The 26,993-nt window shown below is 49.8% G+C and carries 26 protein-coding genes, 2 tRNA genes and 1 pseudogene; 6 read left to right on the top strand and 23 right to left on the bottom strand.

Annotation, left to right across the window (positions count from 1 at the left end; genetic code table 11):
• Positions 1 to 208: 208 nt before the first annotated feature.
• The 3 genes from CHL74_RS12360 to CHL74_RS12350 form a co-directional block, all read right to left on the bottom strand.
• Positions 209 to 283, bottom strand: a tRNA-Glu gene (locus tag CHL74_RS12360).
• A 28-nt stretch (positions 284 to 311) separates the two neighbouring features.
• Positions 312 to 398 (bottom strand) — tRNA-Ser (locus tag CHL74_RS12355).
• Positions 399 to 548: 150 nt separating this feature from the next.
• On the bottom strand, positions 549 to 1,706 hold the full coding sequence (locus tag CHL74_RS12350; protein ID WP_094881511.1) for an ABC transporter substrate-binding protein: 1,158 nt from the start codon (positions 1,704 to 1,706) through the stop codon (positions 549 to 551).
• A gap of 226 nt (positions 1,707 to 1,932) precedes the next feature.
• Here CHL74_RS12350 and CHL74_RS12345 point away from each other — a divergent pair, with 226 nt between their 5' ends.
• Genes CHL74_RS12345 through CHL74_RS12335 form a run of 3 tightly spaced genes read left to right on the top strand, consistent with a single transcriptional unit; the run spans position 1,933 to position 5,817 of the window.
• The gene (locus CHL74_RS12345) at positions 1,933 to 3,396 is read left to right on the top strand and encodes an SLC13 family permease (protein ID WP_094881509.1); all 1,464 of its coding nucleotides are present in this window, start codon (positions 1,933 to 1,935) and stop codon (positions 3,394 to 3,396) included.
• 42 nt (positions 3,397 to 3,438) lie between these two features.
• Positions 3,439 to 4,569 carry a DNA-processing protein DprA gene (dprA, locus tag CHL74_RS12340; RefSeq protein ID WP_094881507.1) on the top strand — a complete coding sequence of 377 codons (1,131 nt, stop codon included), beginning with the start codon at positions 3,439 to 3,441 and terminating at the stop codon, positions 4,567 to 4,569.
• Between the two features lie 21 nt (positions 4,570 to 4,590).
• The gene (locus CHL74_RS12335) at positions 4,591 to 5,817 is read left to right on the top strand and encodes a hypothetical protein (protein WP_141241324.1); all 1,227 of its coding nucleotides are present in this window, start codon (positions 4,591 to 4,593) and stop codon (positions 5,815 to 5,817) included.
• Positions 5,818 to 5,824: 7 nt separating this feature from the next.
• Here the strand turns inward: CHL74_RS12335 and CHL74_RS12330 are convergent, their stop codons facing one another.
• The 5 genes from CHL74_RS12330 to thiD form a co-directional block, all read right to left on the bottom strand.
• Positions 5,825 to 6,415, bottom strand: coding sequence for a thiamine phosphate synthase (locus CHL74_RS12330; RefSeq protein WP_094881503.1), 591 nt, complete (start codon positions 6,413 to 6,415; stop codon positions 5,825 to 5,827).
• Positions 6,416 to 6,428: 13 nt separating this feature from the next.
• On the bottom strand, positions 6,429 to 7,202 hold the full coding sequence (locus tag CHL74_RS12325; protein ID WP_094881501.1) for a sulfide-dependent adenosine diphosphate thiazole synthase: 774 nt from the start codon (positions 7,200 to 7,202) through the stop codon (positions 6,429 to 6,431).
• A gap of 65 nt (positions 7,203 to 7,267) precedes the next feature.
• Positions 7,268 to 8,854 carry a phosphomethylpyrimidine synthase ThiC gene (gene thiC, locus CHL74_RS12320; protein WP_094881499.1) on the bottom strand — a complete coding sequence of 529 codons (1,587 nt, stop codon included), beginning with the start codon at positions 8,852 to 8,854 and terminating at the stop codon, positions 7,268 to 7,270.
• Positions 8,855 to 8,863: 9 nt separating this feature from the next.
• Complete coding sequence (locus CHL74_RS12315; protein ID WP_094881497.1) at positions 8,864 to 9,487, bottom strand: thiamine phosphate synthase; 624 nt, start codon at positions 9,485 to 9,487, stop codon at positions 8,864 to 8,866.
• On the bottom strand, positions 9,484 to 10,299 hold the full coding sequence (gene thiD, locus CHL74_RS12310) for a bifunctional hydroxymethylpyrimidine kinase/phosphomethylpyrimidine kinase (protein WP_094881495.1): 816 nt from the start codon (positions 10,297 to 10,299) through the stop codon (positions 9,484 to 9,486). Before thiD ends, CHL74_RS12315 begins: the two co-directional genes overlap by 4 nt.
• A 380-nt stretch (positions 10,300 to 10,679) precedes the next feature.
• On the opposite strand from thiD, the gene CHL74_RS12305 reads away from it, so the two are divergent.
• Positions 10,680 to 11,936 carry a sugar MFS transporter gene (locus CHL74_RS12305; protein ID WP_094881493.1) on the top strand — a complete coding sequence of 419 codons (1,257 nt, stop codon included), beginning with the start codon at positions 10,680 to 10,682 and terminating at the stop codon, positions 11,934 to 11,936.
• A gap of 21 nt (positions 11,937 to 11,957) precedes the next feature.
• On the opposite strand, the gene coaW is transcribed toward CHL74_RS12305, so the two are convergent.
• The 13 genes from coaW to CHL74_RS12240 all read right to left on the bottom strand — a co-directional run bounded on the left by coaW (position 11,958) and on the right by CHL74_RS12240 (position 23,811).
• Positions 11,958 to 12,791, bottom strand: coding sequence for a type II pantothenate kinase (gene coaW, locus CHL74_RS12300; RefSeq protein WP_094881492.1), 834 nt, complete (start codon positions 12,789 to 12,791; stop codon positions 11,958 to 11,960).
• Between the two features lie 33 nt (positions 12,792 to 12,824).
• The gene (locus CHL74_RS12295; protein ID WP_094881515.1) at positions 12,825 to 13,493 is read right to left on the bottom strand and encodes a B3/B4 domain-containing protein; all 669 of its coding nucleotides are present in this window, start codon (positions 13,491 to 13,493) and stop codon (positions 12,825 to 12,827) included.
• 59 nt (positions 13,494 to 13,552) lie between these two features.
• Positions 13,553 to 15,553 (bottom strand): NAD-dependent DNA ligase LigA, encoded by a 2,001-nt coding sequence (gene ligA / locus CHL74_RS12290; protein ID WP_094881491.1) that lies wholly within the window; start codon positions 15,551 to 15,553, stop codon positions 13,553 to 13,555.
• A gap of 46 nt (positions 15,554 to 15,599) precedes the next feature.
• On the bottom strand, positions 15,600 to 16,610 hold the full coding sequence (locus CHL74_RS12285) for an iron ABC transporter permease (RefSeq protein WP_094881489.1): 1,011 nt from the start codon (positions 16,608 to 16,610) through the stop codon (positions 15,600 to 15,602).
• Positions 16,607 to 17,494, bottom strand: coding sequence for a 4-hydroxy-tetrahydrodipicolinate synthase (gene dapA, locus CHL74_RS12280; protein WP_094881488.1), 888 nt, complete (start codon positions 17,492 to 17,494; stop codon positions 16,607 to 16,609). Before dapA ends, CHL74_RS12285 begins: the two co-directional genes overlap by 4 nt.
• Before the next feature lie 104 nt (positions 17,495 to 17,598).
• The gene (locus CHL74_RS12275; protein ID WP_094881487.1) at positions 17,599 to 18,516 is read right to left on the bottom strand and encodes an EamA family transporter; all 918 of its coding nucleotides are present in this window, start codon (positions 18,514 to 18,516) and stop codon (positions 17,599 to 17,601) included.
• Positions 18,517 to 18,562: 46 nt separating this feature from the next.
• Complete coding sequence (truA, locus tag CHL74_RS12270) at positions 18,563 to 19,300, bottom strand: tRNA pseudouridine(38-40) synthase TruA (protein ID WP_094881486.1); 738 nt, start codon at positions 19,298 to 19,300, stop codon at positions 18,563 to 18,565.
• 17 nt (positions 19,301 to 19,317) lie between these two features.
• Positions 19,318 to 19,755 (bottom strand): hypothetical protein, encoded by a 438-nt coding sequence (locus CHL74_RS12265; protein ID WP_176452256.1) that lies wholly within the window; start codon positions 19,753 to 19,755, stop codon positions 19,318 to 19,320.
• A 48-nt stretch (positions 19,756 to 19,803) separates the two neighbouring features.
• Positions 19,804 to 20,247 carry a hypothetical protein gene (locus CHL74_RS12260; protein ID WP_094881484.1) on the bottom strand — a complete coding sequence of 148 codons (444 nt, stop codon included), beginning with the start codon at positions 20,245 to 20,247 and terminating at the stop codon, positions 19,804 to 19,806.
• A 114-nt stretch (positions 20,248 to 20,361) separates the two neighbouring features.
• Positions 20,362 to 20,913, bottom strand: a complete 552-nt coding sequence (locus CHL74_RS12255) for an RNA polymerase sigma factor (protein WP_094881482.1) — start codon at positions 20,911 to 20,913, stop codon at positions 20,362 to 20,364.
• 44 nt (positions 20,914 to 20,957) lie between these two features.
• Entirely contained in the window at positions 20,958 to 22,586 is a 1,629-nt protein-coding gene (locus CHL74_RS12250) for a L,D-transpeptidase family protein (protein WP_254923300.1), read from the bottom strand.
• A gap of 138 nt (positions 22,587 to 22,724) precedes the next feature.
• Positions 22,725 to 23,045 (bottom strand): T9SS type A sorting domain-containing protein, encoded by a 321-nt coding sequence (locus CHL74_RS12245; protein WP_094881480.1) that lies wholly within the window; start codon positions 23,043 to 23,045, stop codon positions 22,725 to 22,727.
• 124 nt (positions 23,046 to 23,169) lie between these two features.
• The gene (locus CHL74_RS12240) at positions 23,170 to 23,811 is read right to left on the bottom strand and encodes an HD domain-containing protein (protein ID WP_094881479.1); all 642 of its coding nucleotides are present in this window, start codon (positions 23,809 to 23,811) and stop codon (positions 23,170 to 23,172) included.
• A gap of 76 nt (positions 23,812 to 23,887) precedes the next feature.
• Here CHL74_RS12240 and menA point away from each other — a divergent pair, with 76 nt between their 5' ends.
• Positions 23,888 to 24,811, top strand: a complete 924-nt coding sequence (menA, locus tag CHL74_RS12235) for a 1,4-dihydroxy-2-naphthoate octaprenyltransferase (RefSeq protein WP_094881477.1) — start codon at positions 23,888 to 23,890, stop codon at positions 24,809 to 24,811.
• Positions 24,812 to 24,930: 119 nt separating this feature from the next.
• The gene (locus CHL74_RS12230; protein ID WP_094881476.1) at positions 24,931 to 25,863 is read left to right on the top strand and encodes an Rpn family recombination-promoting nuclease/putative transposase; all 933 of its coding nucleotides are present in this window, start codon (positions 24,931 to 24,933) and stop codon (positions 25,861 to 25,863) included.
• Positions 25,864 to 26,335: 472 nt separating this feature from the next.
• On the opposite strand, the gene CHL74_RS15875 is transcribed toward CHL74_RS12230, so the two are convergent.
• Positions 26,336 to 26,509: a hypothetical protein gene (locus CHL74_RS15875; protein ID WP_176452255.1), complete on the bottom strand. Its 174-nt coding sequence runs from the start codon at positions 26,507 to 26,509 to the stop codon at positions 26,336 to 26,338.
• A gap of 381 nt (positions 26,510 to 26,890) precedes the next feature.
• Positions 26,891 to 26,993, bottom strand: a pseudogene (locus CHL74_RS16340) (ISAon1 family transposase); the annotation flags it as partial.

Genomic DNA, 26,993 nt, shown 5'->3' with positions numbered 1-26,993 from the left:
CGATATCGAAATTGTCTAGTATTTCTTTGGGAAGAACTAGACGGGCTAATTGTTCAAGCATGTTCATAATGCAAAGATACAAAATACTATGAAATAAAAAACACCCCCAGTACTTTTCCGCTGACCCCTTTTTTATTCTTTAAAACAAATGGGGAACGTGCTGATAACGAAAAAGGCGGTAAACGAATGCTCGTTTACCGCCTTTTGTTGGTAGTGGATAGGGGAATCGAACCCCTATGCCAAGATTGAGAATCTTGTATCCTAACCATTAGATGAATCCACCGCGGTTATGTTTTGCAATAAGAAATCAGCGGAAGCTGGGGGATTCGAACCCCCGGTACGGTTACCCGTACGGCAGTTTAGCAAACTACTGGTTTCAGCCACTCACCCAAACTTCCATACGATTAAAAGTTTAACCGGAGCACTGTTTCTCAATTGCGAGTGCAAAGGTAGCTTTAATTTTTTATACTACCAAATGTTTGAGCGTTTTTTTTGAAGAAAAATGCTGTTTTTTGTGCTTTTTGCCCTTGAAAAGGGCTTTTTAGGGCTTATTCCATCTTCTTATAGTAGCGAGTGTGGGCGTTAGGGTAGATGTCGGGATGGAATATTTTGGCAAAGTCGAGCAGGAGAGAGTCCGGTCTGAACGAAATTTCCTCGAAATACGGTATTCCCGTTGTCGATCCGCACTCATAAACATTGCCTTCCTTGAACGCCTTTATCATTGCGTAGCCCTTATATTCGTCAAGCAGGAACTTGCGGTCGGGTGCTTTCATGCCGTTGTAGACGAAAAACCAGCAGTCGGCGTCTTGTGCTGACGACATCACCTTCTCCGGCACGCCGGGTAATGAACCGCTGCTCTTGTCGTCGGCGAAAACGTATCGTCCGCCGGCGTCGGCAATGAGACGTCCCATGCTGCTCCTGCCGCCGGGACAATACCAAACGCCGCTGACGACGCGCTCCGTAATGACCTTCGGCGACGTTTTTGAGCGCTTCGCCTCCTTCTTTATGGCGTCATAGCTGCGCACCACGTCTGCGAACATCTTGTCGGCTGCCTCCTCCTTGCCTACGAGCATGCCGTAAAAGCGCATCCATTCGGCACGACCAAGAGCCGATGTCTCCATATAGTCGGCGCACTCGATGAGTGGAACGCCGAGATGATCCATCTGACCGTAGCTCACACCATTGAACGGCGATACGAAGATGGCATCGGGACGAAGAGCCACGATGCGCTCCACGGTAGGCGACATGCTGTTGCCGCAGTCCGTGATGCCGCCCTTCTTAATGCCGTCCTGTACGTAAGGCACGTAGATGTAGCTGAGGTCGCACACGCCTTTCACGACGTACTCGGCTCCAAGTTGTCCGAGAAGCCAGCAATGTGGCGAGGTGAACATCACGCTGCGTCTTATCGGAGTGTAGACGATGGTGGCTTCCTTCATGCCGGCTGTCTTGGGCGCCATGCGTGCCGAGTCGGCCCGCTCCACCAGCACATACCTATGCAGCACTTTTCCTTGCTTCCAGGGATTGCGTATCTCCGCCACCTTATATCCGTCGTGCTTCACGATGGTGAGCAGCTCTGAATATGCCATTCTTATCGTGTCGCCGTCAGCAGGCGTGTTGTCAGCGCGATGGCGGTTGCAGGAAGTGAAGGCGAGGAGTGAGGATGTAGCCCCTATATATATATAATGTAGAAATCTTTTTGTTTTCATTGCTTGGATTGTAATGCTTTTTGTTTAACCGTACTGCAAAGTTAAGAAAAATCATCAAGACGTGATACGGCTCTATAGAGTTAATAATAAATTTAAAAAAAGCATACGTTTTTATTTGGGCATTGTCGCAAAAATCGCTAACTTTGTCAGCAATCAACATCCCAAGAAAAGGCACACATGATAACAAACCTTTAGACTAAGAAATAATAACTAACCTTAAACATTTATGGCAACAGAAAAAAGAAACCTTCTTAGCGGCAATTTCAGCAAGAAAAATGCTTGCCTCTTCGCCGTAGCGATTCTTGTCACCATTGTGATATGGAACCTGCCTATCACCTGCTTTGGCATTGACGGACTGACCGTCATCCAGCAACGCATCATCGCAGTTTTCGCTCTGGCTACAATCCTCTGGGTAACAGAAGCCATATCGCCTTGGGCAACGTCCGTGTCGCTCATCGGCTTGCTGCTGCTTACCACATCAGATAACGCATTCCATATTTTCCGTTCAGGAATAGACAAGTCTGAACTGCTCGACCATAGTGCGCTTATGGCAACCTTCGCCGACCCCATCATCATCCTCTTCCTTGGAGGCTTCGTGCTTGCCATCGCTGCCACAAAGTCAGGACTGGACGTGCTTCTGGCGCGTACCCTTCTCAAGCCATTCGGCAACAAGAGTGAGAACGTACTGCTCGGATTTATCCTCATCACCGGTGTGTTCTCGATGTTCGTCAGCAACACTGCCACGGCAGCCATGATGCTCACCTTCCTTGCTCCCGTCTTCAAGGCGCTCCCACCGGAAGGCAAGGGTCGCGTGGCGCTCACGCTGTCCATCCCAGTAGCTGCCAACATCGGCGGTATGGGAACGCCGATCGGTACGCCTCCTAATGCCATCGCCCTCAAGTATCTCAACGCTCCGACCGGCCTCAATATGGGCATCGGTTTCGGTCAGTGGATGATGTATATGCTCCCACTTACAGTCCTGCTTCTTTTCATAGGATGGTTCCTGCTCAAGAAGTTCTTCCCGTTCAAGAAGAAGACCATCGAACTGGAGATTGAAGGCGAGGTGCAGCATAACTGGCGTACTGCCGTAGTAGCCGTTACGTTCATCATAACCGTGCTGCTCTGGATATGCGACCGTTGGACAGGTGTAGGATCTAATACCGTAGCCATGGTGCCCATCGTGGTGTTCGCATTCACCGGCGTAATCAAGGCACGCGACTTGGAGGAAATCAACTGGAGCGTAATCTGGATGGTGGCTGGAGGCTTTGCCCTCGGGCTTGCCCTCAACGATTCGGGTCTTGCCGATAATGTCATCAAGAGCATCCCGTTCGGACAGTGGTCGCCGTTGGCTATACTGCTCGCTTCGGGATTGATTTGCTATGCACTCTCCAACTTCATATCCAACACCGCCACAGCAGCCCTCCTCGTTCCTATCCTCGCCGTAGTCTGCAAAGGTATGGGCAACGGACTGGACAGCATCGGTGGAACGGTGACTGTGCTTGTGGGCATCGCCGTGGCTGCTTCTGTGGCAATGACTCTGCCTATCTCTACTCCTCCAAACGCCATCGCACACTCCACTGGTCTTGTGAAGCAGAACGAGATGATGAAGATTGGTCTTACCATGGGTGTCATCGGACTCGTGCTCGGCTACATCCTGCTCTTCTTCCTTGGAAAGGCACATGCGTGGTAAAAACACCGACAAACGCTATATATACATACTGAATAAATAATAATGAACATTACAGAAGAGACCCTTTGCGCAGTTGCTTTGTCGCGTATAGGACGTTCCAATCCGGCTGACTTTCTCCGACTCTATAACACTCTTGGGTCGGCGAAAGCCGTATACGACCATCGCGACAACATCCTTGACGTCATTCCTGACGCCACTCCGCGACTGGTGAAGGCTCTTCAGAATATGCCCGATGCCATGCGCACCGCCGAAGAGGAAATCCGCTTCGACGAGGCGCATGGCATCACGCCATTGGCTTTCAATGATGAAGCCTATCCGGAACGGTTGCGCCATTGCTGCGACGCCCCCATCGTTCTGTTTTATAGAGGTACGGCAGACCTCAATCAGCGTCGCATCATCTCCATCGTAGGCACAAGGCATTGCACCATTTACGGGCAGGACCTTATCCGGAAGTTCATCACCGACCTGCATGAAGTGTGCCCTGAGGTTCTCATTGTGAGCGGCTTGGCATACGGCGTGGACATTTGTGCGCACCGTCAGGCGCTTTCCTGCGGATACGAGACATTGGGAGTGCTGGCGCACGGACTGGACTATATCTATCCTACGGCACATCGCGATACTGCCACGAAGATGCTGGGGCAGGGTGGACTGATTACCGAATTCACTACACATACCAATGCCGACAAGCTGAATTTCATACGCCGCAACCGCATCGTTGCTGGTATGGCTGACGCCACATTGCTCGTGGAAAGCGCGGCTCACGGCGGCGGACTGATAACGGCAGGAATAGCCGATGGTTATGGTCGTGACGTTTTTGCCTTCCCAGGAAATATCGGCAACGTGTACAGCGAAGGTTGCAACAACCTTATCCGCAACAACAAGGCTATGCTTCTGACCGGCGCCGCTGACTTCGTAAGTGCGATGGGGTGGGAGGAAGACAGCGTGATACTGCGTGCAAGGAAGGCTGGCATTGAGCGCCAGATGTTTCCTGACCTCTCGGAGGACGAGGAAAAAATTGTCAGTCTGCTGCGCGACAATAACGACCTGAACGTAAACATCATCGTGATGCGTACGCAGTTGCCCTCGGCAACGGTGACATCCAGCCTCTTCAGCCTTGAACTCAAGGGGGTGGTAAGGATGTATGCAGGAGGAGTGTATCATCTTATGGACTAAAAAAACAACCAATAAACATATATGAGAAACATAAAAAGATTGTTAGGAGCGGTGGTCTTCTTTGCCGTTTCGGTAATGGTAAGTGCACAGAACGACTCAATCCTTTTCGAGGATAACACACGCATTGACACAACAGCAAGAGGCGAACTCCGTCTGAATATTGACGGTATGGGATTCTTCCGTGACAATGAATATAAGGGAAGTCTGCGCAAGGGATATACGCTTCCCGGTTTTTGGTTGCAGCCCACGGTCAGCTATCAGCCTCTCTCGCGTCTGCGTCTTGAAGCGGGAGCATATATGCTGCATTACTGGGGTGCCAACAAATATCCTTGCATGAACCTGCATGACATCGGCACGTGGATGGGTGAACAGACTCAGAAGGGATTCCATATTCTCCCCGTATTCAATGCTCATCTGCATGCCGCAAAGAACGTAGAACTGGTTCTTGGCACAATATACGGTAGAGCCAATCATCATCTTGCCGAACCTTTATACAATCCAGAGGCAGCTTTGTCGTCAGATCCCGAAGCCGGTCTTCAGGTGCTTTGGCGTCCGTCGTTCATGGATTTGGACGCATGGGTGAACTGGGAGAGCTTTATCTTCGATGAAGACAACCATCAGGAGGCTTTCACAGTCGGACTGTCAGCAAGTCTGAAGGCTAACGGTAGCGCAAGAAAGACGCACGTATATTTTCCGCTTCAGATTCTTATGCAGCATCGTGGCGGCGAGGTGAACACCACAGCAGACGAGCGACAGATAAAGACATGGATGAATGCGGCTGCGGGAGTGGGACTGACAATACGCCCGGAATGCAGTCTGGTTTCGCGACTGAACTTTGAGGGAATGGCTATGTATTACAGCCAAGTGGCTGGAAATATGCTTCCTTTCGATAAGGGTCATGCCTTTTATGTAAAAACGGAAGCCGACATGTGGCGCTTCCGTGTAAGGGCAGCCTATTGGGATGCCAATAAGTTTGTGTCTATCTTCGGCAACCCGCTTTACGGTTGCGTCGGAATAGACGACGAGAGTTATGTAATGCCACGCAATCGCATGGCAAGCGTGCGTCTGAGTTATGCACAAAATCTCGGCAATGGTTTCGCTTGGGGCGGATATGCCGACCTCTTCAATAACTTTCCCTCAGACGCAAGCTCGGAATCACGCGGCAATTTTCACGAGACAAACAGCATGAGCATTTCGGCAGGTGTGTATCTGCGTATTAACCCATCCTACTTGCTTAAGAAATTCTGAGCCTGCTTTATTGAGTCAGCAGGCGCAGAGTGTTCAGATATTCGTCCACATCGGGGTGGCTTATTCTGCTCCATACATCTCCCAAGAAGGCGGCTCCACCGAAGTGCCACTCCTTGAGAAGCGGTATGTTATTGGCTGTAACGCCACCCAAGGCTATGACTTTCCCGTCGATAATGCCGTCCGCAGCAGCTTGTTGCAGACGGCTGGCAGGGAATGCAGCCTCGTATCCTGCCTTTGAGATGCTGTTGAATATCGGACTAAGGAAGACGTAGGCACGTTGAGGCTTGTTGGCTATCACCTCCTCAAGACTATGGCAGGAGCATGATATGCTACCCGTATAACCGTCGGGCGCTATTGGGTTACGGCGGTTAAGATGGACGCCATGAAGACCGTATTCGCTTGCTAACGCGAAATGCTCGTGCGTAACAATGCGATTGTGCCATCGTTTGGGAATCTCGTTAAGCAGATTCCTGCATGCTTCTATCGGAGCCTCAGGCTTACGGAAATGCAGTAAGTCGAGCCCGCAACCGAAAAGCTTATCTATAAAAAACGCCTCCCCCGGCAGGAAGTCGGGAGAGGTGATGACTATCCATTCCATTCGGAACAGTTTTTTACTTCTTAAGTTTCTCGATAATCATATCGGCAACCTTCTTACCTGAAAGCATCATGCCGCCGAAGATCGGTCCCATACGCGGAGTGCCGGCAACAGCAGAAGAAGCCATACCGCAGACGTAGAGTCCGGGATAGATCTCGCGTGTGCCTTCTACAACCATGCGCTCGCCCTCAACAACGTCGAGTGAACGCTCGCCGATAACGCCGCCAGTAGCGGTGTCAAGCTTGATGCCGTTCTTGCTGGCAACCACCTTACACATCTCGCTGTCGTGACCAGTGCCGTCAATGACACACTTAGCCATGATGTTCAGCGGGTCGACGTGCAGACCCTCACGGAGCACCGGAGTCCAGTTGACAACGACGCCGCTTACCACGTTGTTCTTGAATACAACGTCCTCAACAGAGTAGCAGTTGAAGATTGTAGCGCCGGCGTGTACTGCGTGATAGAGCAGGGCAGAGGTGCTCTCCACAGAGTCGATGGTATAGAGTCCGTCCTCGAACTTCTCATAGTTGATGTCGAAGTCCTTGATGATGTGCATTGCCTCTTCCTGAATGACAATCTGATTGAACATCATAGCGCCACCCCACATGCCACCGCCGGGAGAGAGCTTGCGGTCGAACTGTGCTACTTTCAGTCCGGCTTTAGCCAGATAGTAAGCTGCTACGATGCCTGACGGACCACCACCTACGATAGCTACGTCAAGATTAAGGTTTCTCTCAAGTTTGTCGAAATAGGTACTGATAATACCTTTAGATACTTGTGTTTCGATCATTTTTGTTATTGTTATTTATTGGGTTATTCTTGTTTCTTTTTATTTCCGTTATTGTTTACGGATTCTTACTTGCTTTCTTCCTGGCAGTTCTTGAGCGAGTGACTGATGCGGGCTGCACAGAAGTTAGGACCGCACATTGTGCAGTAGTTGGCGTCTACCTCGTTGCTGGTCTTGTAGTATTCGAGTGCGCGTTCCGGATCGAGAGCCAGATTGAACTGGTCCTTCCAGCGGAAATCGTAACGAGCCTTGCTCAGCGCATTGTCGCGAATAGTGGCACCGGGATGACCCTTAGCCAAGTCGGCTGCATGGGCGGCAATCTTGTATGTCACAACGCCTGTGCGAACGTCTTCCTTCTCAGGCAGAGCGAGATGCTCCTTCGGAGTGACGTAGCAAAGCATGGCTGTGCCGTACCAGCCTATCATAGCTGCACCGATGGCAGAAGTGATGTGGTCGTAAGCGGGAGCGATGTCGGTAACGAGCGGGCCGAGTGTGTAGAAGGGTGCACCATGACACTTCTCAATCTGGCGTTCCATGTTCTCCTTAATCTTATGCATAGGCACGTGTCCGGGACCCTCGATGAACGCCTGGACGTTCTTTGCCCAAGCACGCTCCACGAGTTCGCCCATTGTGTCAAGCTCTGCAAACTGTGCAGCGTCGTTGGCATCGTAGGTAGATCCGGGACGCAGACCGTCGCCCAATGAGATGGCAACGTCATACTTGGCGCAGATGTCGCAGATGTCGTCGAAGTGCTCATAGAGGAAGCTCTCCTTCTGATGCACCTTACACCACTTTGAGATGATGCTGCCGCCGCGGCTTACGATGCCCGTAAGACGGGTGTCGGCAAGGTGGATGTTCTTCAGACGGATGCCGCAATGGATGGTGAAGTAGTCGACACCCTGCTCGCACTGCTCTATCAATGTGTCGCGGAATATCTCCCATGTGAGGTCTTCTGCCTTACCGTTGACTTTTTCGAAAGCCTGATACATAGGCACGGTGCCTACCGGAACGGGGCAGTTGCGCAGAATCCACTCGCGTGTCTCATGGATGTCGTCGCCAGTAGAGAGGTCCATCAATGTGTCGCCACCCCACTTGCAGCTCCATACAGCCTTCTCCACCTCTTCCTCAATGCCGGAAGTAGTGGCAGAATTGCCGATGTTGGTGTTTATCTTTACGAGGAAGTTGGTGCCGATGATCATCGGTTCTGACTCGGGGTGCTTGATGTTTGCAGGAATCACAGCTCTTCCTTCAGCCACCTCCTTACATACAAATGCCGGTGTGATGTGTGTCTTGATGCCCAACTCCTCGCAGTTCATGTTCTCGCGGATGGCAACATACTCCATCTCCTGCGTAATGATACCCTGCTTTGCGAAGTACATTTGTGTCTGTCCCTCCTTACGTCCGTCTATCCATGACTGGCGCATCTTGGGCAGGCCCTTCTTAAGGTCGATCTCAATGTTCGGGTCGCTGTAAGGACCACTGGTGTCGTATATATATACGGGCTTGTTCTCTTCTACGTGGCGCTTCTCACCCTCGAAAGTAACGGTGGGTGTAAGACGGACACGTCGCATTCCGACCTTTATCTCCGGGTAGAGCTTACCGCTAAGATAAACCTTCTCTGAAGAAGGATAGCTAAACTTGATTTTTGTTTCCATCTATTTGATTTATTGGTTTGTTTTGGTTTTGTTTACGAATTTCTGCATTTCTTCCACAGGATTCTCGGCGTTAAGGATGCCACCGCTGACAGCTATGCCGCTTACGCCAGTCTGCATTATCGCCTCAATGTCCTCTTCAAGGATGCCTCCAATGGCTACGATTGGCAGACCAATGTTGTGCAATTTCATCTGCTCCACAATGTTACGATAGCCATCAAGTCCCAATACAGGCGACAGATTCTTCTTCGTCGTGGTGAAGCGGAAGGGACCGCAACCTATGTAGTCGGCACCTTGTCTGTGCAGTCGTTCCACGTCTTCGAAGGTGTTGGCAGTTCCACCGATGATTCTGTCCTTGCCAAGCAGACGGCGTGCTTCGTCCACCGGCATGTCGTTCTTGCCAAGATGTACGCCGTCAGCTCCGGTCTGCTCCACCCATTCTGCGTGGTCGTCAAGCACAAACACGGCATTATGCTGCTTGCATAACTTGCTGATCTCCTTAGCGGCAGACAGAAAGTCAGCCTCCGATGCGTCCTTCATGCGAAGCTGAACCCATCGGCATCCGCCTTCAAGTGCCATTCTTGCACCGTCTACGTATCCGTAGCGTTCGTTGGAATGTGTGATAAACTGTATCATAATGTCATTAATTTCTCAGGATTGAAAAAGTGGTCAACAGGTCCGTGACCTTCTCCGATGTGTATGTCCTTTCCTGCTTCCAAGGCTTTGGAAAGATATTCCTTTGCATAAGCCACGGCGTCAGTCATCTTCTGACCGCGTGCCATGAAGGAGGTGATGGCGGATGACAATGTGCATCCTGTTCCATGTGTGTTTCGTGTCTCAATGGTGTCATGCACGAAAGTGGCAGGTTCGGCTTCTGATGTATAGAGTTTGTCAATCTTCTTGCCGCCTTCAAGGTGTCCGCCCTTAATAAGAACAGCCTTGCATCCTAACTCCAATATTCGCTTGGCTGCAATGTCCATGTCTTCCGCTGTGCTGATTTTTGTATGTGAAAGCACTTCTGCTTCGGGAATGTTGGGAGTGAGCAATGTTGCCATAGGGAGCAAGTTGCTGCAGAATACGCCAAGTGCGTCTTTCTGCATGAGCATCGAACCACTTGTCGAAACCATAACCGGGTCGACAACCAAGATGTTGGGAGAGTATATTTTAAGTGTGTCGGCTATAGCTTGGATGGTGGCTTTGTCGTTCACCATGCCTATCTTGATGGCCAAAGGCTTTATGTCGTCCATGACAGCCTTTATCTGTCCTGCCACTATTTCTGGCTTGACGGCTTGAATGGCCTGTACGCCCATCGTGTTCTGCACCGTTATGGAGGTGATGGCGGAAGCGGCATAAACGCCCAATGCCGACATTGTCTTGATGTCAGCCTGCACGCCTGCTCCTCCGCAACTGTCGGAACCGGCAATCGTCAATGCACAAATATACCTCATACTGTTGTCGTTTTGCAGAGGCGAATCTGTTGTTATGCTCTATAAGATGATACGGAATAGAAATAGCTCCTTACATTATATATATGTATGTAAATATATAAACTTTGGTAGCGTTCCCTGCGGCAGCATTACCTGCATCAAGTTCTATGGGTATGATCTCAGCAACACAATCGTGAAGCACCCCTTATTTCTTAATATGGTTTTTAACTAATTGCAAAGTTAATAATTTTCTCTTATATAGACAGCATTGACATAGAATAATTTTTCGCAATAAATATTATTAGTCTATATTGTTGAATGTATACGTTTGTAGTGGTTTTTGCGCTTTTTATTGTACCTTTGCATCCGATAAGATTGCAGAAATAACAATAAGTATAATAATGGATAAAAGAAAGCACAAACTTTTTGAGGCTGCTAATGGCAAAAACTATTTGCTGCCTTTCGTTCTTGTTACAACCCTTTTCTTTCTTTGGGGATTCGCCCACAGCATTCTTGACGTACTGAACAAGCACTTCCAAGAGTCGATGAACATCAGTAAGGCTGAGTCGGCATTGGTGCAGGCTGTGGTCTATGGTGGATATTTTCTGATGGCAATACCGGCTGGACGCATTATCCGTCGTTTCGGATATCGTTCGGGAGTGTTGACCGGACTTTCCCTTTACGGTATAGGAGCCTTGCTTTTCATTCCCGGTGGCATGCTGTTGTCGTTTCCTTTCTTCCTTTTCTCCCTTTTCGTTATCGGTTGCGGACTGACGTGTCTGGAGACCGCCGCCAATCCGTACGTAACAGTATTGGGAAGTGCCGAGGGAGCGGAACGACGCATCAACCTTTCACAATCCTTCAATGGACTGGGATGGATATTCGGTCCGCTTGTCGGTGGATTGTTCCTTTTCTCAGGAGAAGGTGAGGGCGATATCTCAACTCCGTACGCCATTATCGGAATTGTTGTAATCCTTGTAGCCATCATCTTCTCTCGTATAAAACTACCTGAGATTGAAACCGAAGAGGATTCATGCGCCGAGCAGACATCAATGGAAGGTTCTTCTGTTGACAGCCATGCTTCTGCGCAGACCTCGCTTTGGCAGCATCGCAACTTTGTTTGGGGAATGGTAGCACTCTTCTTTTACGTTGCTGCTCAGACAGGCATTAACAGCTTCTTCATCAATTATGTCACTGAGAATGCGTCAATCAGCAATTCCGAGGCATCTCTGCTCCTTTCCTTCGGCGGCATGGGACTGTTCATGCTCGGAAGAATAGGTGGCAGTTGGGTTATGTCGCGCATAAAGGCAGAGACCGTTTTGCTTGCCTGCGCTGTTGGAGCGGCTGCAGCGATGTGCATTCTCCTTACCGGCGCAGGCATGCTTGGCGTAGCGGCATTCTTCCTTTGCTATCTTTGCGAGAGCATCATGTTTCCCACAATATTCGCTCTTGCTCTCAGAGGACTCGGACGTCACACAAAGCAGGCTTCGTCATATCTTATAATGTGTATTGTGGGTGGAGCCGTAGCCCCGCTGCTGATGGGAGTAACAGCCGACGTGCTCAGCATGTCAGTGGCTTTCGCCATTCCTTTGGCATGCTTTATTGTGATAGCAGCTTATGCTTTCCGACTGCATGTTGTCGGAAAGCATAACGCGTAAGAAACATTTATATGTGAGTGATTAAGGCAGCACGGACTTTCTGTAGCAGAGAGCCGCACCTATAGCGGTGCAGAATTCTGAATATTGCGGAATGCGGAACTTAACGCCGTAGAGTCGTTCCGTATCAGAAAATACCACGCGGCATTGCGGCAGAAGCGTGAGATTGCCAATCATGACAAACTCCTTAATGCCACTTCCAAGAGAAGAAAGAATAGTGGCGCTGCATATTGACTGCAGAACCATCCATATCAGACCAAGAGCAATGTCTTCGCGTGAGGCATTGCTCTTTGCGTTTCCCCACAAAGAAGCGATGGCATTCATAGGCAGACCCTGCAACGGATTGGCGCAGATGTCCTTGATAAGCACGTTGATGTGCGAAATGTCGCCTTCCTCCGCCAATGCTGCCACCTGCTTGATGTCGTCAGTCTTGAGCAACAGGCGCGAGAGACCCTGAAGAGTGCCGCCTCCGATGCCGATGCCACCGATGTGCTTGATGTCGTCGCCGTCACACTTCACGATAGACGTACCCGTGCCAAGGCTTACCACGAGCATGCGGTCGAGCTTAGTTTCGTAGCGTGCGCCGAGACCGTCAGCCACAAACTCCTCTGCCTTTTCCGTCGGCAGTCCGTAGACAGGTTCGTTGATATAGGCGCTGCCCACTCCAGTAAGCATTACCTTCTCCACATCGTTCAGTTGTATGTGGTTGTCGTGGAGATACTTGCCGAAAGCTCCATATAATGATGTCACTGGGTCAGTGGCGCGGATGCGTATCGGTGAAACCACCTTGCCGTTGTCGTCGATGCCTACAATCTTTGTGGTACTTATGCCCACGTCGATGCCTATTACTATTCCCATTTCGTTTTTATGTATAGTTTGTTGTTGATGAAATTAATAATGATAGATATGATATCCGGCTTCCGTTGCTTCACAATACTTCGATAACCGTTCGAGTATGTATTCGGCTGTGGCACGTACGTCTGCCTCATTGCCGTCATATCCGTTTACGAGTACTGTGAGCTTGGTGGTGGAGAGCGTCACCTTTGTGCGCTCATGGTCGCTGGTGGGTGTGCCGACGCCTCCCTCGCTGTCACGATAGACAGGCATTCCGGCAATGTTTATCATTCCTCTTCCGATGCCTTCATACGGTTCGCCCTCACGACCGATACCAAGTTTTAGCGTATCGCCTACGAAACGGTCCGAATCGAAAGCGCCAATGCTGTAGCCGTAGCGCATGCTTGCAAGATTGATAAGATCCACGAGTGTGTCAATCTGGTAAAGCGCCTTTCCCTGAAGGACGCGTCTTATCAACGCTTCACCTGAAGGACGATAACGCGATGGGTCCTTGCCGCAAAGCTTGTAGATGCGGCGTGTGGCTTGGATGGACGTCATTGTCTTGACGCTCTCGGTTGTGAGCGTGTCGCGATAATGCTGGCTGAGGGCGTCAATCTCTTCCCAAAGCTCTTTCGAAAATTCAGTATTCTTTATGTTGGAGGTGATGCATGCCCCGACAAACTCAGGGCATACCTCATGCATTTCCTCCGATACTTCTACTTTTATCATATCTATATATCTGTGTGTGTTAGGGTGCGTTCAATGTTTTGGATTAGGAAGTCTGATTATTCAATCATGCTGAGGAACGTGTCCTCGTCGACGAGCTGGATGCCGAGCTTTTCCGCTTTCTGCAGTTTGGACGGTCCCATGTTTTCGCCGGCAAGTATAAACGATGTCTTACCGCTTATCGAACCTACGTTCTTTCCTCCGTTACGCTCAATCATTGCTTTATACTCGTCACGGCTATGCTTTGCGAAGACGCCGCTGATGACAATCGACTTGCCTGCAAGCTTGTCCGAAGATTCTGTCAGCTGTTCTTCGCTGAGCCCCATCTGCAGTCTGAAGGCTGCCAGACGGTCAACTATATGTTCGTTGACGTGATTGTGGAAGTAGGTCACCACGCTCTTGGCTATGACCTCTCCAATGCCGTCCACCTCCATGAGCTGTTCCACTGATGCATTGCGCAGCGCCTCCATTGTCTTGAAATGGCGGGCGAGTAACTTAGCCGATGTTTCGCCTACAAAGCGGATGCCGAGTGCGAAAACCACACGCTCGAAAGGCACCTTCTTGGAAGCCTCTATGCCAGCGAGTACTTTCTGTGCCGACTTCTCTCTTGTGCCTGAAGCGTTGATGGCATCTTTCTGAATAGTATAAAGGTCAGCGATGTTACGCACAAGTCCACGACGATAATAGTCGTCCACTGTTTCCGGTCCGATTGAGTCGATGTTCATAGCTCGTCTGGCAATGAAATGCTCTATGCGACCCTTTATCTGCGGAGGACATCCCGTGTCGTTAGGACAGTAGTGTGCTGCCTCGTCCTCATAGCGTACAAGGGGAGTGCCGCATTCAGGACATCTGTCTATGAATTTTACGGGTTCGGCATCATCCGGTCTTTTTTCCATTGCCACTCCGACAATCTTAGGGATAATCTCTCCTCCCTTTTCCACGTATACGTAGTCGCCGATATGAAGATCGAAGCTTCTGATGAAGTCCTCGTTGTTAAGTGTAGCACGCTTCACTATGGTTCCAGCCAGCTGCACGGCGTCCATGTTAGCCACCGGCGTTACGGCTCCGGTGCGACCCACCTGATACGTTACGCTGTTGAGGCGGGTGCATGCACGTTCCGCCTTGAACTTATAGGCGATTGCCCAACGCGGCGACTTGGCTGTATAGCCCAAAGCCTGCTGTTGTCTGATGGAGTTGACCTTCAGTACGATGCCGTCCGTAGCAACGGGCAGATTCTTACGCTCCGTGTCCCAATAGCTTATATAGTCGTAAATCTCCTGCAACGTTTTGGCCTTTTTCATACCCTGCGAAATCTTGAATCCCCATTGAGCGGCAGTCTGCAGGTTCTCGTAGTGACCGTCTGTAGGGAGCGTGTCGCCGAGGAGATAATAAAGGTAAGAGTCGAGCTGTCGGCTTGCCACAAGCTTTGAGTTCTGGCTCTTCAGGGTGCCGCTGGCAGCGTTGCGAGGATTGGCGAAGAGCGGTTCTTCCGCTGCTTCACGCTCAGCATTCAGACGCTCGAAAACCTTCCAAGGCATCAGAATCTCGCCTCTTATCTCGAACTCCTGCGGATATCCGCTGCCCTCTTTAAGGACAAGCGGGATGCAACGTATGGTCTTGACGTTGGCTGTAACGTCGTCGCCATGCACGCCGTCGCCTCTTGTGACGCCGCGCACCAGCTTGCCGTCCACATAAGTAAGCGATATGCTGAGGCCGTCATACTTCATCTCGCAGCATACCTCAAAGTCTTCTCCCTGCAGTCCGCGCTTCACGGAGTCGTACCATTCTTCCACATCCTGCTCGTTGTAAGTATTGGCAAGCGAGAGCATCGGATACTTGTGTGCCACCTGCGTGAAGTTCTGGTTAAGGTCGCTACCCACGCGCTGTGATGGCGAGTTAGGGTCTGCCATCTCAGGGTGATGGCTTTCGAGGTCCTGCAGTTCGTGCATGAGCATATCGAACTCCTGGTCCGTGATGGTAGGCTGGTTGAGCACGTAGTAATTATGATTATGCTCATGCAGCTGTTGTCTGAGATATATGATGCGTTCTGTTTCGTTCATAATAGGAATGATATATGGTATATATATATTTAAGTTGAAAGGATGTTTATCTTCGTTTGGTCATGACATAGAGTATTACGGGTGCTCCGATCACTGGTGTCACGGCGTTTACGGGGAGCATTGTGCCTGACGGAGTCATCGTACAGGCAAGGTTGCATGCCATCGCCACGCCGCCTCCGGTAAGGATAGTGGCAGGAAGCAGCTTGCGATAGTCGTCCGTGTGAAGCGCCATACGTGCTATGTGAGGAACTGCCAGTCCGATGAATGCCACCGGTCCGCAGAAAGATGTGGTGAGAGCTGTGAGAATGCCGGTGACGATAAGCACCGTTCCGCGTAACTGACGGGTGTTTACACCGAGGTTTTCGGCGTATAATGTGCCAAGCGATAGAATATTGAGTGACTTGACAAGGAGCACGGAAGCGGAAAGACATACTACGGCTATTATGGAGAACAGCGGAAGACGTTCGGTTGAGACACTGGCAAAATTGCCCATGCCCCAAAGCGTGTAGGCACGCAGTCCCTCCTCAGAAGCGTAATAGCTGAGCAGTACGATAATGGATGATGAAAGATATCCCACCATTACTCCAGCGATGAGCAACATGGCATCGGAGCGGATAATGCTTGAGAGACTGAACATCAGTAAGGTAACGGCGGTGGCGCCTATGAATGCCGCTGCCAGAACGGTGGCGAAGCCCCCGATTGAAAGCATGCCGACGCTAACGCTTCCTCCATACAATAGCATGACGAAAGCCACTCCAAGTCCGGCTCCGCTGCTGATGCCGAGAATGGAAGGGTCGGCAAGCGGATTGCGAAAGACGGCTTGAAGCATAAGACCGCAGACCGCCAGCGAACAGCCGCACAACAATGCTGTGACGGCTTGCGGCAGTCGCGACTCAAGGATGATGAAGCGCCAGCTGTCGTTGTGGACATCGCGTCCGAGCAGAATGTCGGCGACATCTGCTGCAGGAATGTCCACAGCTCCGAAAAAGACGTTAAGCAACAGTAGCGCTACCGTGGCTGACGCCAGTAAGGCGAATATGAGCAGACGGCGTGTCAAATCTTCAGCGTTTTCAGTATTTCGGTCATCTTCTGCAACGTGGTGATGCGTGTCGGTACGAGCGGCAGGCGCAGTACGTTCTCGATGAATCCCATCTCATGCAGCAATGCCTTTACGCCGGCAGGATTGCCGTCGACGAAGAGCAGTGAGTAGAGTTCGGTGAAGCGGTGGTGTATGATGCGTGCAGCCTCGTATTCGCCTTTAAATTCCAGACGAATCATGCGCGACACCTCCTTGGGAAGTGCGTTGCCGATGACGGAGATGCTACCCGCAGCGCCACTTGCCACCATTGAGAACGTCAGAGCGTCGTCGCCGCTGATGACATCGAAGCGTTCCGGCTTGTTCTTTATTATCTCGTCCACCTGCTCCAGACTTCCGCTTGCCTCTTTGATGGCAATGATGTTAGCGCAGTCTTTTGCCAAGCGCACAGTGGTCTCGGGCTTGAGATTGATGCCGGTACGTCCTGGTACGTTATAGAGTACCACGGGCACGGGACTTGCTTCGGCTATGGCGCGGAAGTGCTGATAGAGACCTTCCTGCGAAGGCTTGTTATAGTAAGGGCATACGCTGAGCACGCCGTCGATGCCGCGCAAGTCTGTGTTGCGCAGTTCCTCGACAACAGCTCTTGTGTTGTTGCCGCCGCAACCCATGAGGATGGGCAGTCTGCCGCGGACTCTGTCAATCACTAATTCCTTTATCTTGTGCTTCTCGTCGGTTGACAGACAGGGCGTTTCGCCTGTTGTCGCCAGAATGCATAAAAAGTCAGCACCATTCTGAATCTGATAGTCAACAAGGCGTGTGAGTGCCTTGTAGTCCACCTCGCCGTCTTGCGTGAATGGTGTGATAAGAGCGATTCCTAACCCTTTGAAGATGTTCTGTGCCATATGGTGATATTAAGAATTATATTATTATTCTGCTACAAAGTTAATGATTTATCATGAAAACCCATTGTCAGAATACAATAAAAAACCATAACCTTTACAAGTTTTTAGTGCGAGCCTATATAAAGGAACAGCATTCCGAGCAGCACGAGCAGCATATCCAGAGCCTTGCTCTTGAGATTTTTCTCCTTGAAGACGGCTGCTCCGCAGAAGAAGCTCACCACCACGCTTCCACGTCTGATCATTGAGACGATGCTGATCATAGCTCCCGGAAGGGACAGCGCGTAGAAGTAGACAAAGTCGGCTGCACTAAGGAAGAGGCTTATGAAGATGATGCTCCATTTCCACGTAAACGGAGTGGAGTTCTTTCTTGTAGGCCACCATATCATCAGCATCGTCAGTCCCATCATCGCCAACTGATAAAGGTTATACCAGCTCTGCACCACCATACGGCTCAGTCCGACGCCACCGTTCTCAGGCGGTGCCATCAGATACTTGTCGTACAGTCCGCTTACGGCTCCGAGTACGGCTGCCAGAATGAGTGAGAATATCCACTTGTTGTGTCGGAAGTCTACGCCTTCCTTCTTGCCGCTTCGCTTGATGAGGAAGAAGGAGATGATGGCGAGTGTCACACCTGCCCATTGCCATACGTTAAGGCGTTCGCCGAAGACGAGCATGGCTCCGACGAGCACCATCACGGGACGTGTGGCGTTTATCGGACCGACGATGGTGATGGGGAGATGCTTCATGGCGAAATAGCCGAATATCCATGAGGACAGCACGATGCAAGCCTTGAGCAGGATGTAGCGGTGCTGCTCCCATCCGCACGGCTCGACGTAGAACGTTGTGGAATTGAGCAGTCCGGTATATGAAGACAGGATTATGAACGGAAGAAAAAGCAGTGAGCATATAGCCGTATTGAGGAACAATACCGGCAATACGGCATTGCCCGACAGCGCGTGCTTCTTGCAAACGTCATAGAAGCCTAACAATGCTGCCGAGCAGAAAGCTAAGATTAGCCACATAATTAATTAAGATGTCTGTGTGTTTATTTGGGTTCTTGTGAATGAATTACGCGTCGTATCTGACGTCCTCGAGGAACAGGGCGCATGCGGGCATGCTTTCGCCAGCCTTGGAGCGTGAGCCGCTTGCTATTATCTCCCTGAACTGGTCAATGGTGATGCGATGGCGTCCCACCTCAATGAGCGTGCCTACCACAGCCCTTACCATATTGCGCAGGAAGCGGTTGGCTGATATGCGGAAGTGCCATGCGTCGTCAGCGTCCTTTGTCCATGCTGCCTCCGTAACGTTGCAGAGCGTGGTCTTCACGTCGGTGTGGGTCTTGCAGAAAGCTGCGAAGTCGTCGGTCTGGAGAAGGATGGCTGCCGCCTCATTCATGAGGCTGAAGTCCAGGTCGTAGTGCATCTCGCAGGAATATGCTCGCAGGAACGGGTTCTTGCGTGTATGGATGTAATAATGATAGGTGCGGAGCGTGGCGCTGAAACGTGCGTGCATGTCGTCAGCCACCTGGCGAACGCCATACACCGAGATGTCACGGGGCAAGAGACGGTTGAGCTTATAGGCGAGTTGGGCGCAGTCAATGGCGGCATCCGTCTCGAAGTGAGCCGTCATGCGGCGGGCGTGCACTCCTGCGTCCGTCCTTCCTGCTCCGACCACTTCGATGTTCTCCCTTATTATTGTTGACAATGCTTTCTGTAGTTCCTCCTGAACTGAGTTGCCGTTAGGCTGAATCTGCCAACCGTGATAGTTGGTGCCGTCGTAGGCAAACTCTACAAAGTATCTCTTCATTCTTCTTTTCTTATTCTTTATTTCTTGTGTTCTCCTAGCTTTCGCTTTCCGCTGAACAGCTGTCTGTGGAATCTGTCTTCGGCTCTGATTATGCGGAAAACCTTTGATGCTGGCAGTATTTTCATGAAGCGCTGATGATATTTCTTCTGCAGTTGCTTCATCTTGATGTCATTGTCGTCGCGCAGCGCTATAGCTTCGGCGCATGCCTTGTCGTCGTTCGTGTCCACATGGCACAGGCGTCTGTCCTGCCCGAAGAAGGCAAGCTGCTTCTCACGCATCTCTCTGTATACGGGGAAGAAGGCGGCAGCTTCTTTAGGGGTCAGCCCAGCCTCGGAGGTGATGAACTGCTCCAGGTCGGCTTGGAATTGTGCCGGGTCGAAATGATGGTGTTTCTGAGCCGCCATTTCGGTCACGCAGAGTAGTGCCGTGAATAATATTATAACGAATCTTTTCATTATGTGCGAATTTTATGTGGTTGCGTGGTTTGTCGTTACTGCCGCTTGTCAGTTGCTTGCAAGGAGCGAATAGATGTCCTCGTTGTCAAGCATAGAGTAGTCTGCCATCTCGTCGCTTACAGAGTGGTGTGCAGGCGTGTCGTGCGCAGACAGCGTAGCCGTGCTGTTGTCCGTTGTTTCCGTTTGTGGCTTGTTGTCCTTGGCAGCCAATGTGGGGTCTTGTTGTGGTGCGGAGAGCGTGAAGGCTGTCCATGTCACGGCTCCCGCCACCATTATTCCGGCGCATGCAGCTGCATATCTGAGCATTCTGCTGCGGAGCGGAATGGTCTTGGGCTTGTCTTCTTTCGGGCATGTCTCCACTGTCTTTTCTTCCTCAAGCATAGCCACAGACGTGAGAATGTCGTCCTGGAGATGCTCGAAGTAGCCTTCCGGAACGGCGAAATGGTTTTTGTTGCCAAATCGTGAGAGTATGTATTTTTCGTCAGATTCCATATTTTTTACACCTTATGCAGATTATGTTCTTTGTAGTTATGACGTACTTTAAGCTGATAGGTTTAATCCTAATATATAATTAAGGTATATTTTTTCTGCTTTTTTTCATCTGCTTCATTGTTCGTGCATCTGAACGTAAGCCGTAATCTTCTTCATCGCTATGTGGTAACTTGCCTTCAATGCTCCTTCCGATGTGTTGAGTATGCGACTCATGTCGGCATACTTCATCTCGTCGTAATAGCGCATTGTGAAGACCACGCGTTGCACCTCCGGGAGTGTGGCGATGGCTTCTTGCAGGAGAGCCTGAGCACGGTTGCCGTCAAAATAGTCGTCGGCAAGCAGACGGTTGGCGATGTTGGCCCCTGCGCCGCTCTCATCAATGGACGCCGTGTCTTTCTGTCTTCTTAGGAAGTCGAGCGATTCGTTCACGGCTATTCTGTAGAGCCATGTGGAGAGACTCGCCCGCTGCTCGAAGTCGCCGATGCTTTTCCACACCTTAATAAATACGTTCTGCAGCACGTCGTTGGCATCGTCATGATTTATGACGATACGTCGTACTGTCCAATACAGCTTTTCGCTATACTGGCGTACGATCTGCTCAAAGCCTTGCCGCTTCTCCTTGTCGTTGGCAAAGCCCTTTGGCGTGTCATTATCTGCTTCCTGCATTTTTTATGGTTCTGCTTTTCTTGCTGTTTGTTATTGTGCAAGCGTTACTGTCCGCTTGCGAGATAACCCTTCAGACTGTTGTATATTACGTTGTCGAAACCGTAGACGTCGGGGTAGGGGACGAGCGTGCCGTTCTGGTCAGGATAGAGCGTATAGTAACTGATGAAGATAGGCACTTGCGGATTGACGTTCAGGCTGCCGAGCATCTTCTTCTTGTCAATGCTTTCCTTCTGCTTCTCGCTCTCCTCGTCATTGCCTCTTGTGTGTGAAGGGCGATAGTCGATGGTCATCGAGTAGCGCATTCGCTCCATCATCGCCTCGTCTTTCTTGCTGAGCATAAAGACGGCAAGGTCGTACGGACGTGCCACTCTTATGCAGCCGTGCGACACGCTACGGTCGCGCTGCGAGAAGACGCCGGGATTGGACGTGTCGTGCATGTAGATGGAGAAGTTGTTGTCAAAGCGGAATACCACTCTGCCCAGCGCATTGCCCACGCCGCCACGCTGAACCACGCCGTAGTCTTTCGACATAAGCATGTCTCCGCTTACCGTTGACGGATCAACCTGCTTGCCGGTGTTGCGATTGATAATGAAGTAGTTGTGCGAATCGAAATAGGCACGACTTCCTGCATGATGTCTGATGGATGTCTTGACAATGCTCTTCGGAATCACCCATTGCGGATTAAAGTCCATTCGCTTTACGCGACTGTTGAGGAGCGGCGTCTTGGTCTTGAGGCTTCCTATGCCTATGCGCATGGTCATGCGTTCCTCGCCGTTCACGGCAAGAAGATGCACGGAAGGGATGTTTATGAGCACGTACTTGCTGTGGTTTTGCGGATAGTCGCCGTGGTCCCATCTGCTTCGTTCGATGTTGGTCTGAAGGCGTTGCAGGTCTGCCTTTGAGAGAGGGTCTGAAAGGTGGCGTACGAGGGTGGCGTACAGTGGATTCTTGGGTTCTGACTCACGGAGGAATTTAGCTACCGATGCGTCGTCGCTGCCCATGACGCCGAATGCGAGCGCCACGTAATCCTTGCCGGGGCGCTTTGTGGGCACGTCGTAAAGCTGACGGTACGTTGTGCGGACAGAGTCGCTGTCGCGAACGTCCAGTCTGTTGAACACTTCACGTGGATTGACGAAGCCGAAGCGCTGACCTTCCGTGTAGCGGAGGAAAGCCTTCGTAAGCAGATATTCCAGGCGTCCGTAAACACGGCTGACGCTGTTCTTTCCTTCTCCGAAGTTGAGGCTTCTTACGCGTTCGAGGTCGTCCTTTATCTGCGAGGCATAGAAGAGCTTGGGCGATATGCCCACTTGCTCCACGCGTTCGAGATAAGCCACAAGGCTGTCCGCCTTTGCTGACACGCCGTCGCGAGTCATCCATCTTATGGCTCCTCCGTTCAGATAATGTCTGCGGGTCTGCATGGCGGCGACGTCTCTGTCTGAGTCTGCCATGACCATGTGGTGGATGGCTTCCCTTAGGCTCTCTTCGCTTACGAGCATGCTTTCGTCGCTGATCTGTGAGATGGAGTCGAGGGACAAGGACAGGTGCTCCTCTTTCTCATGACAGGCGCTGAGCGCGAGTGTGGTGAGAAGGAAGAGAAACAATAGCTTAACTATAAGTCGATGGGTACGCAATGTTGGATAGTTGACGTGTTGTCTTTTTTTTACTGAAAACAAATGTTTTTACTTGAATAGCTAATATACCAAAATACCGCATCTGATGACGTATGCGCGTCAGGCAATAGGCTGACGCGCATACGTTATTCAATGCGGTTTGTCTGGCGATGTGGAAGGCATTGTGTGCTTGTCCTTTTCTTACTTGATGACAATCTTGCGCACCACCTTGCCCACCTGAACGATGTAAATGCCTTTGGGAAGGTTGAGCTCATAGCGCTTGTCCGGACCGTCCACCTTTACCTTCATCACCGGTGCTCCTCCTGCAATGTTATATACGAGGAGAGTAAGTCCTGTGCCTCCCGAAACGTGGATGGTAGACTCGCTTGTGGTGATGACCACCTTCTGCATGTCAGCCTGCTCGAGAAGTTCTATCATAGGTGCTGCGCTTGCGTTGGCCTTTTGGGGCATAAACATCGCTGCAGACATGAGGACTATAAGTGAAAGTAAGTATCTTGTCATATCAATGTAGTTTTGTTGTGTACTATGCAAAAGTAGCGATATTTTTCGTTCATACGCCATTCTTACGCAATGATTTTAACTGGGTTAACTATTTTTAACCAAGACGGTACAATAAACTTGTGGTTTAAAGAGCTTTAAGCTCTTCTTCGAATATTCTGTCGAACGTCGCACGAAGGGCCGTCTGGTCGCACAGAAGTTCGCGGATGACGCGTAGCTTGCTCTCGTTGGGCGAGCCTGGCATCCACAGGCGGATGTATCCGTGGGCGGAATATTTCTGGTCCATGTGCTGGAGGAAGCGCTCCCACTGCTTGTCGCGGCTCAGCTCGGGATAATGAGCCATTCCGTACTGTATGGTGCGGCGGAAGATGTGGTCAGGTTCGAGGTCGCGGTCTGCCTCTGCCACAATTTTTCCGTAAATGCTGCGTGGCGCGTGCGATGCCGACGCTCTGTGGTCTTCCACAGCCTCCTTCATTATCTTTATCTGTTCCTCCGTGAACCATTGTCTCAGTCTGCGGTCGGCAAGCAGGATTTTTCCGCTTGTAATGTGATGCACGGCGCGTGGTCCGTCAAGGCCAAGATCATGATAGGCGGCAATGGCGTAAACCATATTGACGTCTGCTCCGGTGATTTTGGCAAGTGCCAACGAGTTCTTTATCACCATGTTGGCGTGTCGTATGTTGTGTGCCAGGTCGAAATTGTTGTAGCGCGGAAGGATGTTCTGCTCTACGAATTCCATAAGGTCAAGGCTGGGAGTTGATGTATCCATAAAATAAATGAAATGATTATTTACTTGCAAAAGTAGTTTATTATGGTTAAATTTGCAAGAAACAAAGAGAAAAACAATGGACGAAACAAATGTAAATGTCAATTCTTTCAAGGCGTGGGTGCTTGCTTCGCGCCCCAAAACACTCTCGGGAGCTGCCGTTCCGGTGCTTATAGGCATTGCCTCTGCCGTGTGTATGTATGGTAGGGACGGCATAAGGGTGGTGCCTGCCGTGCTGTGTATGCTCTTCGCGCTGGTTATGCAGGTGGACGCCAACTTCGTTAACGACTATTTTGACTTTATGAAGGGCACGGACGACGAGACGCGTCTCGGTCCGAAGCGTGCATGTGCGCAGGGATGGATAACGGCTGCGGCGATGCGTCGTGGTCTGCTCATTACCACGTTGCTGGCGTGTGCCGTCGGCTTGCCGCTTATCGCATACGGCGGTTGGGAGATGATTCTCGTGGGTCTGGCGTGCGTGGTGTTCTGCTTCCTCTACACCATATCGTTCTCTTATCTTGGTTTGGGTGACGTGCTGGTGCTGGTGTTCTTCGGACTGGTGCCGGTCTGCATAACCTATTGGCTTGTGGCTCCTCCCACGCCGTTGACGTCCATCCCCGTTCCCGTGATAGTCCTGTCGCTGGCATGTGGCTTGGAGATTGACACGCTGCTCGTCGTAAACAACTATCGCGACATCGACAACGACCGTCGTGCCGGCAAGAAGACGCTCATCGTGCGCATCGGTCCGGTATGGGGCAGACTGCTCTATTTCTTCCTCGGTTTCCTCGCCGGTGGACTTGTGGTGTATGGTGCAAGCAGGATGACGCAGTCATGGAATCTCTGGCAACAGGTCCTGATCATAATCTTCTACCTCTTCCATTATAATACGTTCCTTGCCATGCGCCGCATAAACAAAGGCGCCGCTCTGAACCGCGTCCTCGGAATGACAGCCCGAAACATGCTGATATTCGGCGTCTTCGTAGCGCTGTGCCTGCTGTTGTAGGGATTTTATGGATGGGAATAGGGCGAATGAATGAATTAGCTATTCTTCAAAAAACGTCCTAAATATTTTGATGTTATAAAGAAAAAGTATATGTTTGCAAAAGAATAAATAGATGACTTATGAAACAGGTAGAAGAAAGATACATAAGCTTGCTTACCGACTTCGGCTTCAAGCGCATTTTTGGAACAGCAATAAATAAGGACTTGCTGATTTGCTTCCTCAACAGCTTGTTTAATGGAAGACAGGTTGTTAAGGATGTTTCGTATCTAAATCCTGAGCACGTTGGTGATGTATATACAGACCGTAAGGCTATCTTTGACGTATATTGTGAAGGAGAAAACGGTGAGAAGTTTATCGTTGAAATGCAGAATGCTTATCAGGCATATTTCAAGGATCGCTCACTTTTCTACTCTACTTTCCCAATTCGTGAACAAGCCCCCAAGGGAAATGATTGGAACTTCAAACTCAATCATATTTATACCATAGCCCTGCTAAACTTCAATATGAATGAAGAAGCTTTCGATAAGGAGAAAATTCGTCATCACGTGCAGTTGTGTGATACCGCAACGCACAAGATATTCTATGATAAACTGGAGTTTATATATGTTGAGATTGCCAAGTTTGATAAATCTTTGGAAGAACTTGAGACTCTTTATGACAAATGGCTCTATGCCTTGAAGAATTTATATAAGCTTACTCAGCGCCCAAAGGAGTTGTATGACAAGGTCTTTGACCGCCTTTTTGAGGAAGCCGAGATTGCCAAGTTTTCACCAAAGGAAGTAAGAGAATACGAGGCAAGCAAGATGGCTTATAGGGATATCAAGAACTCTATTGATACTGCTAAACAAGAAGGCAAGGAAGAGGGGATAGCTATTGGTAAGGAGGAAGGAATAGCTATCGGTAAAGAAGAAGGGATAGCTATCGGTAAGGAAGAAGGAAAGAATGAGAGAAATCTTGAGATTGCCAAGGATATGCTGACTATGAACATAGATGAAGCTACCGTTATAAAATTAACAGGGCTAACCTTGGAGCAGTTGCAACAATTGAAATAATGGTAGGTTAAGTAATGCTGAAAGTAAACACATGATAAACAATAAGCAAAAGCGTGCAGCAGAATGAGTTGCACGCTTTTTGCGTTTGTGGAGTTCTGGGTTCTTATGCATTTGTTATGCGCTTGTTTATCGCTTATCGCTTATTGGCGATATGCCCACAAACAAGGCAAGGACGAGCGACAATGCGCAGCAGCAGAATGCCAGTAATGCTGTTCCAATAAGGCTATCATAGAAACCATCAATGACGAACTTGTCTTAATGGGGCGTATCTCGAATGACATCCATAATAGGAACCGCTGTATACGGAACCGCATGTACGGTGTGTGAGAGGTCGGTAAATACAAAAATAGGAGATAAACACCTATGATTAGTGTTTACCTCCTACTCAATTGCGGGATTATCCCAACACCTATGGATTTCATCCCCAGGAATGAAATCCAACACCTGTCGTTATGACATAATTACTCATTTCTTATTTTACCATTATCTTCTTAACCGTTCCATTGTTATATTTCACAATGTTCAGCCCTTTTGCAGGTGTGTTCAGACGCTGCCCGTTATCTGAATAACGTGAAACCTCTTGAACATCATTTGCGTTTGTATTCAGAGAACCGATAGATGTCACATCAAATTCTTCGATATTCATAAATTATTTCCACTGGTTGTCATCCCAATAATCAAGCAAGGACCCTTTGGGTACATATAATGTTGCATTAATTTTTGTTTCGTTATCAAATGTCGTTTCTTCTATTGTGCATGGTTTTTCCATGAACGCATAAATAGAAGTCAGGCCTGTACAACCAGAGTACTTATTACTCGTAGATTATCAACACCCTATGCTCTAAACGACAGAAAAGCGACAATATATATATTCAGCATGGATACAATACTCTGTTAATTCTAATGTAATCGTTTGATTTAGCAAGAGAAATCATTTTAAAAAACTTATTTTTAGGTTTTGCCACAGTCATAACATTATTGTATATTTGCATTATCTTTATATGGCTCACCTGAAAAAGTGTGTGGATTAAGCATACAATCTTGTTAGTCTGAAGAGAAAGAATTTCTTGTCAATGATACCCCGAAGTTGTGCTCTGAAATGCTTGACTTTTGCATTGAAAGATTCTGCA

It is taken from the genome of Prevotella sp. 885 (assembly GCF_002265625.1).
GTDB lineage: Bacteria > Bacteroidota > Bacteroidia > Bacteroidales > Bacteroidaceae > Prevotella.
Note: the sequence above shows the minus strand (reverse complement) of the source record. Positions and strands in the feature narration are given on the sequence as shown.

Bases quoted from the DNA above. Each gene is read 5' to 3' on its own strand.
- CHL74_RS12350 (WP_094881511.1), bottom strand. From the start codon at position 1,706: ATGAAAACAAAAAGATTTCTACATTATATATATATAGGGGCTACATCC.
- CHL74_RS12345 (WP_094881509.1), top strand. From the start codon at position 1,933: ATGGCAACAGAAAAAAGAAACCTTCTTAGCGGCAATTTCAGCAAGAAA.
- dprA (WP_094881507.1), top strand. From the start codon at position 3,439: ATGAACATTACAGAAGAGACCCTTTGCGCAGTTGCTTTGTCGCGTATA.
- CHL74_RS12335 (WP_141241324.1), top strand. From the start codon at position 4,591: ATGAGAAACATAAAAAGATTGTTAGGAGCGGTGGTCTTCTTTGCCGTT.
- CHL74_RS12330 (WP_094881503.1), bottom strand. From the start codon at position 6,415: ATGGAATGGATAGTCATCACCTCTCCCGACTTCCTGCCGGGGGAGGCG.
- CHL74_RS12325 (WP_094881501.1), bottom strand. From the start codon at position 7,202: ATGATCGAAACACAAGTATCTAAAGGTATTATCAGTACCTATTTCGAC.
- thiC (WP_094881499.1), bottom strand. From the start codon at position 8,854: ATGGAAACAAAAATCAAGTTTAGCTATCCTTCTTCAGAGAAGGTTTAT.
- CHL74_RS12315 (WP_094881497.1), bottom strand. From the start codon at position 9,487: ATGATACAGTTTATCACACATTCCAACGAACGCTACGGATACGTAGAC.
- thiD (WP_094881495.1), bottom strand. From the start codon at position 10,299: ATGAGGTATATTTGTGCATTGACGATTGCCGGTTCCGACAGTTGCGGA.
- CHL74_RS12305 (WP_094881493.1), top strand. From the start codon at position 10,680: ATGGATAAAAGAAAGCACAAACTTTTTGAGGCTGCTAATGGCAAAAAC.
- coaW (WP_094881492.1), bottom strand. From the start codon at position 12,791: ATGGGAATAGTAATAGGCATCGACGTGGGCATAAGTACCACAAAGATT.
- ligA (WP_094881491.1), bottom strand. From the start codon at position 15,553: ATGAACGAAACAGAACGCATCATATATCTCAGACAACAGCTGCATGAG.
- dapA (WP_094881488.1), bottom strand. From the start codon at position 17,494: ATGGCACAGAACATCTTCAAAGGGTTAGGAATCGCTCTTATCACACCA.
- CHL74_RS12275 (WP_094881487.1), bottom strand. From the start codon at position 18,516: ATGTGGCTAATCTTAGCTTTCTGCTCGGCAGCATTGTTAGGCTTCTAT.
- truA (WP_094881486.1), bottom strand. From the start codon at position 19,300: ATGAAGAGATACTTTGTAGAGTTTGCCTACGACGGCACCAACTATCAC.
- CHL74_RS12265 (WP_176452256.1), bottom strand. From the start codon at position 19,755: ATGAAAAGATTCGTTATAATATTATTCACGGCACTACTCTGCGTGACC.
- CHL74_RS12260 (WP_094881484.1), bottom strand. From the start codon at position 20,247: ATGGAATCTGACGAAAAATACATACTCTCACGATTTGGCAACAAAAAC.
- CHL74_RS12255 (WP_094881482.1), bottom strand. From the start codon at position 20,913: ATGCAGGAAGCAGATAATGACACGCCAAAGGGCTTTGCCAACGACAAG.
- CHL74_RS12245 (WP_094881480.1), bottom strand. From the start codon at position 23,045: ATGACAAGATACTTACTTTCACTTATAGTCCTCATGTCTGCAGCGATG.
- CHL74_RS12240 (WP_094881479.1), bottom strand. From the start codon at position 23,811: ATGGATACATCAACTCCCAGCCTTGACCTTATGGAATTCGTAGAGCAG.
- menA (WP_094881477.1), top strand. From the start codon at position 23,888: ATGGACGAAACAAATGTAAATGTCAATTCTTTCAAGGCGTGGGTGCTT.
- CHL74_RS12230 (WP_094881476.1), top strand. From the start codon at position 24,931: ATGAAACAGGTAGAAGAAAGATACATAAGCTTGCTTACCGACTTCGGC.
- CHL74_RS15875 (WP_176452255.1), bottom strand. From the start codon at position 26,509: ATGAATATCGAAGAATTTGATGTGACATCTATCGGTTCTCTGAATACA.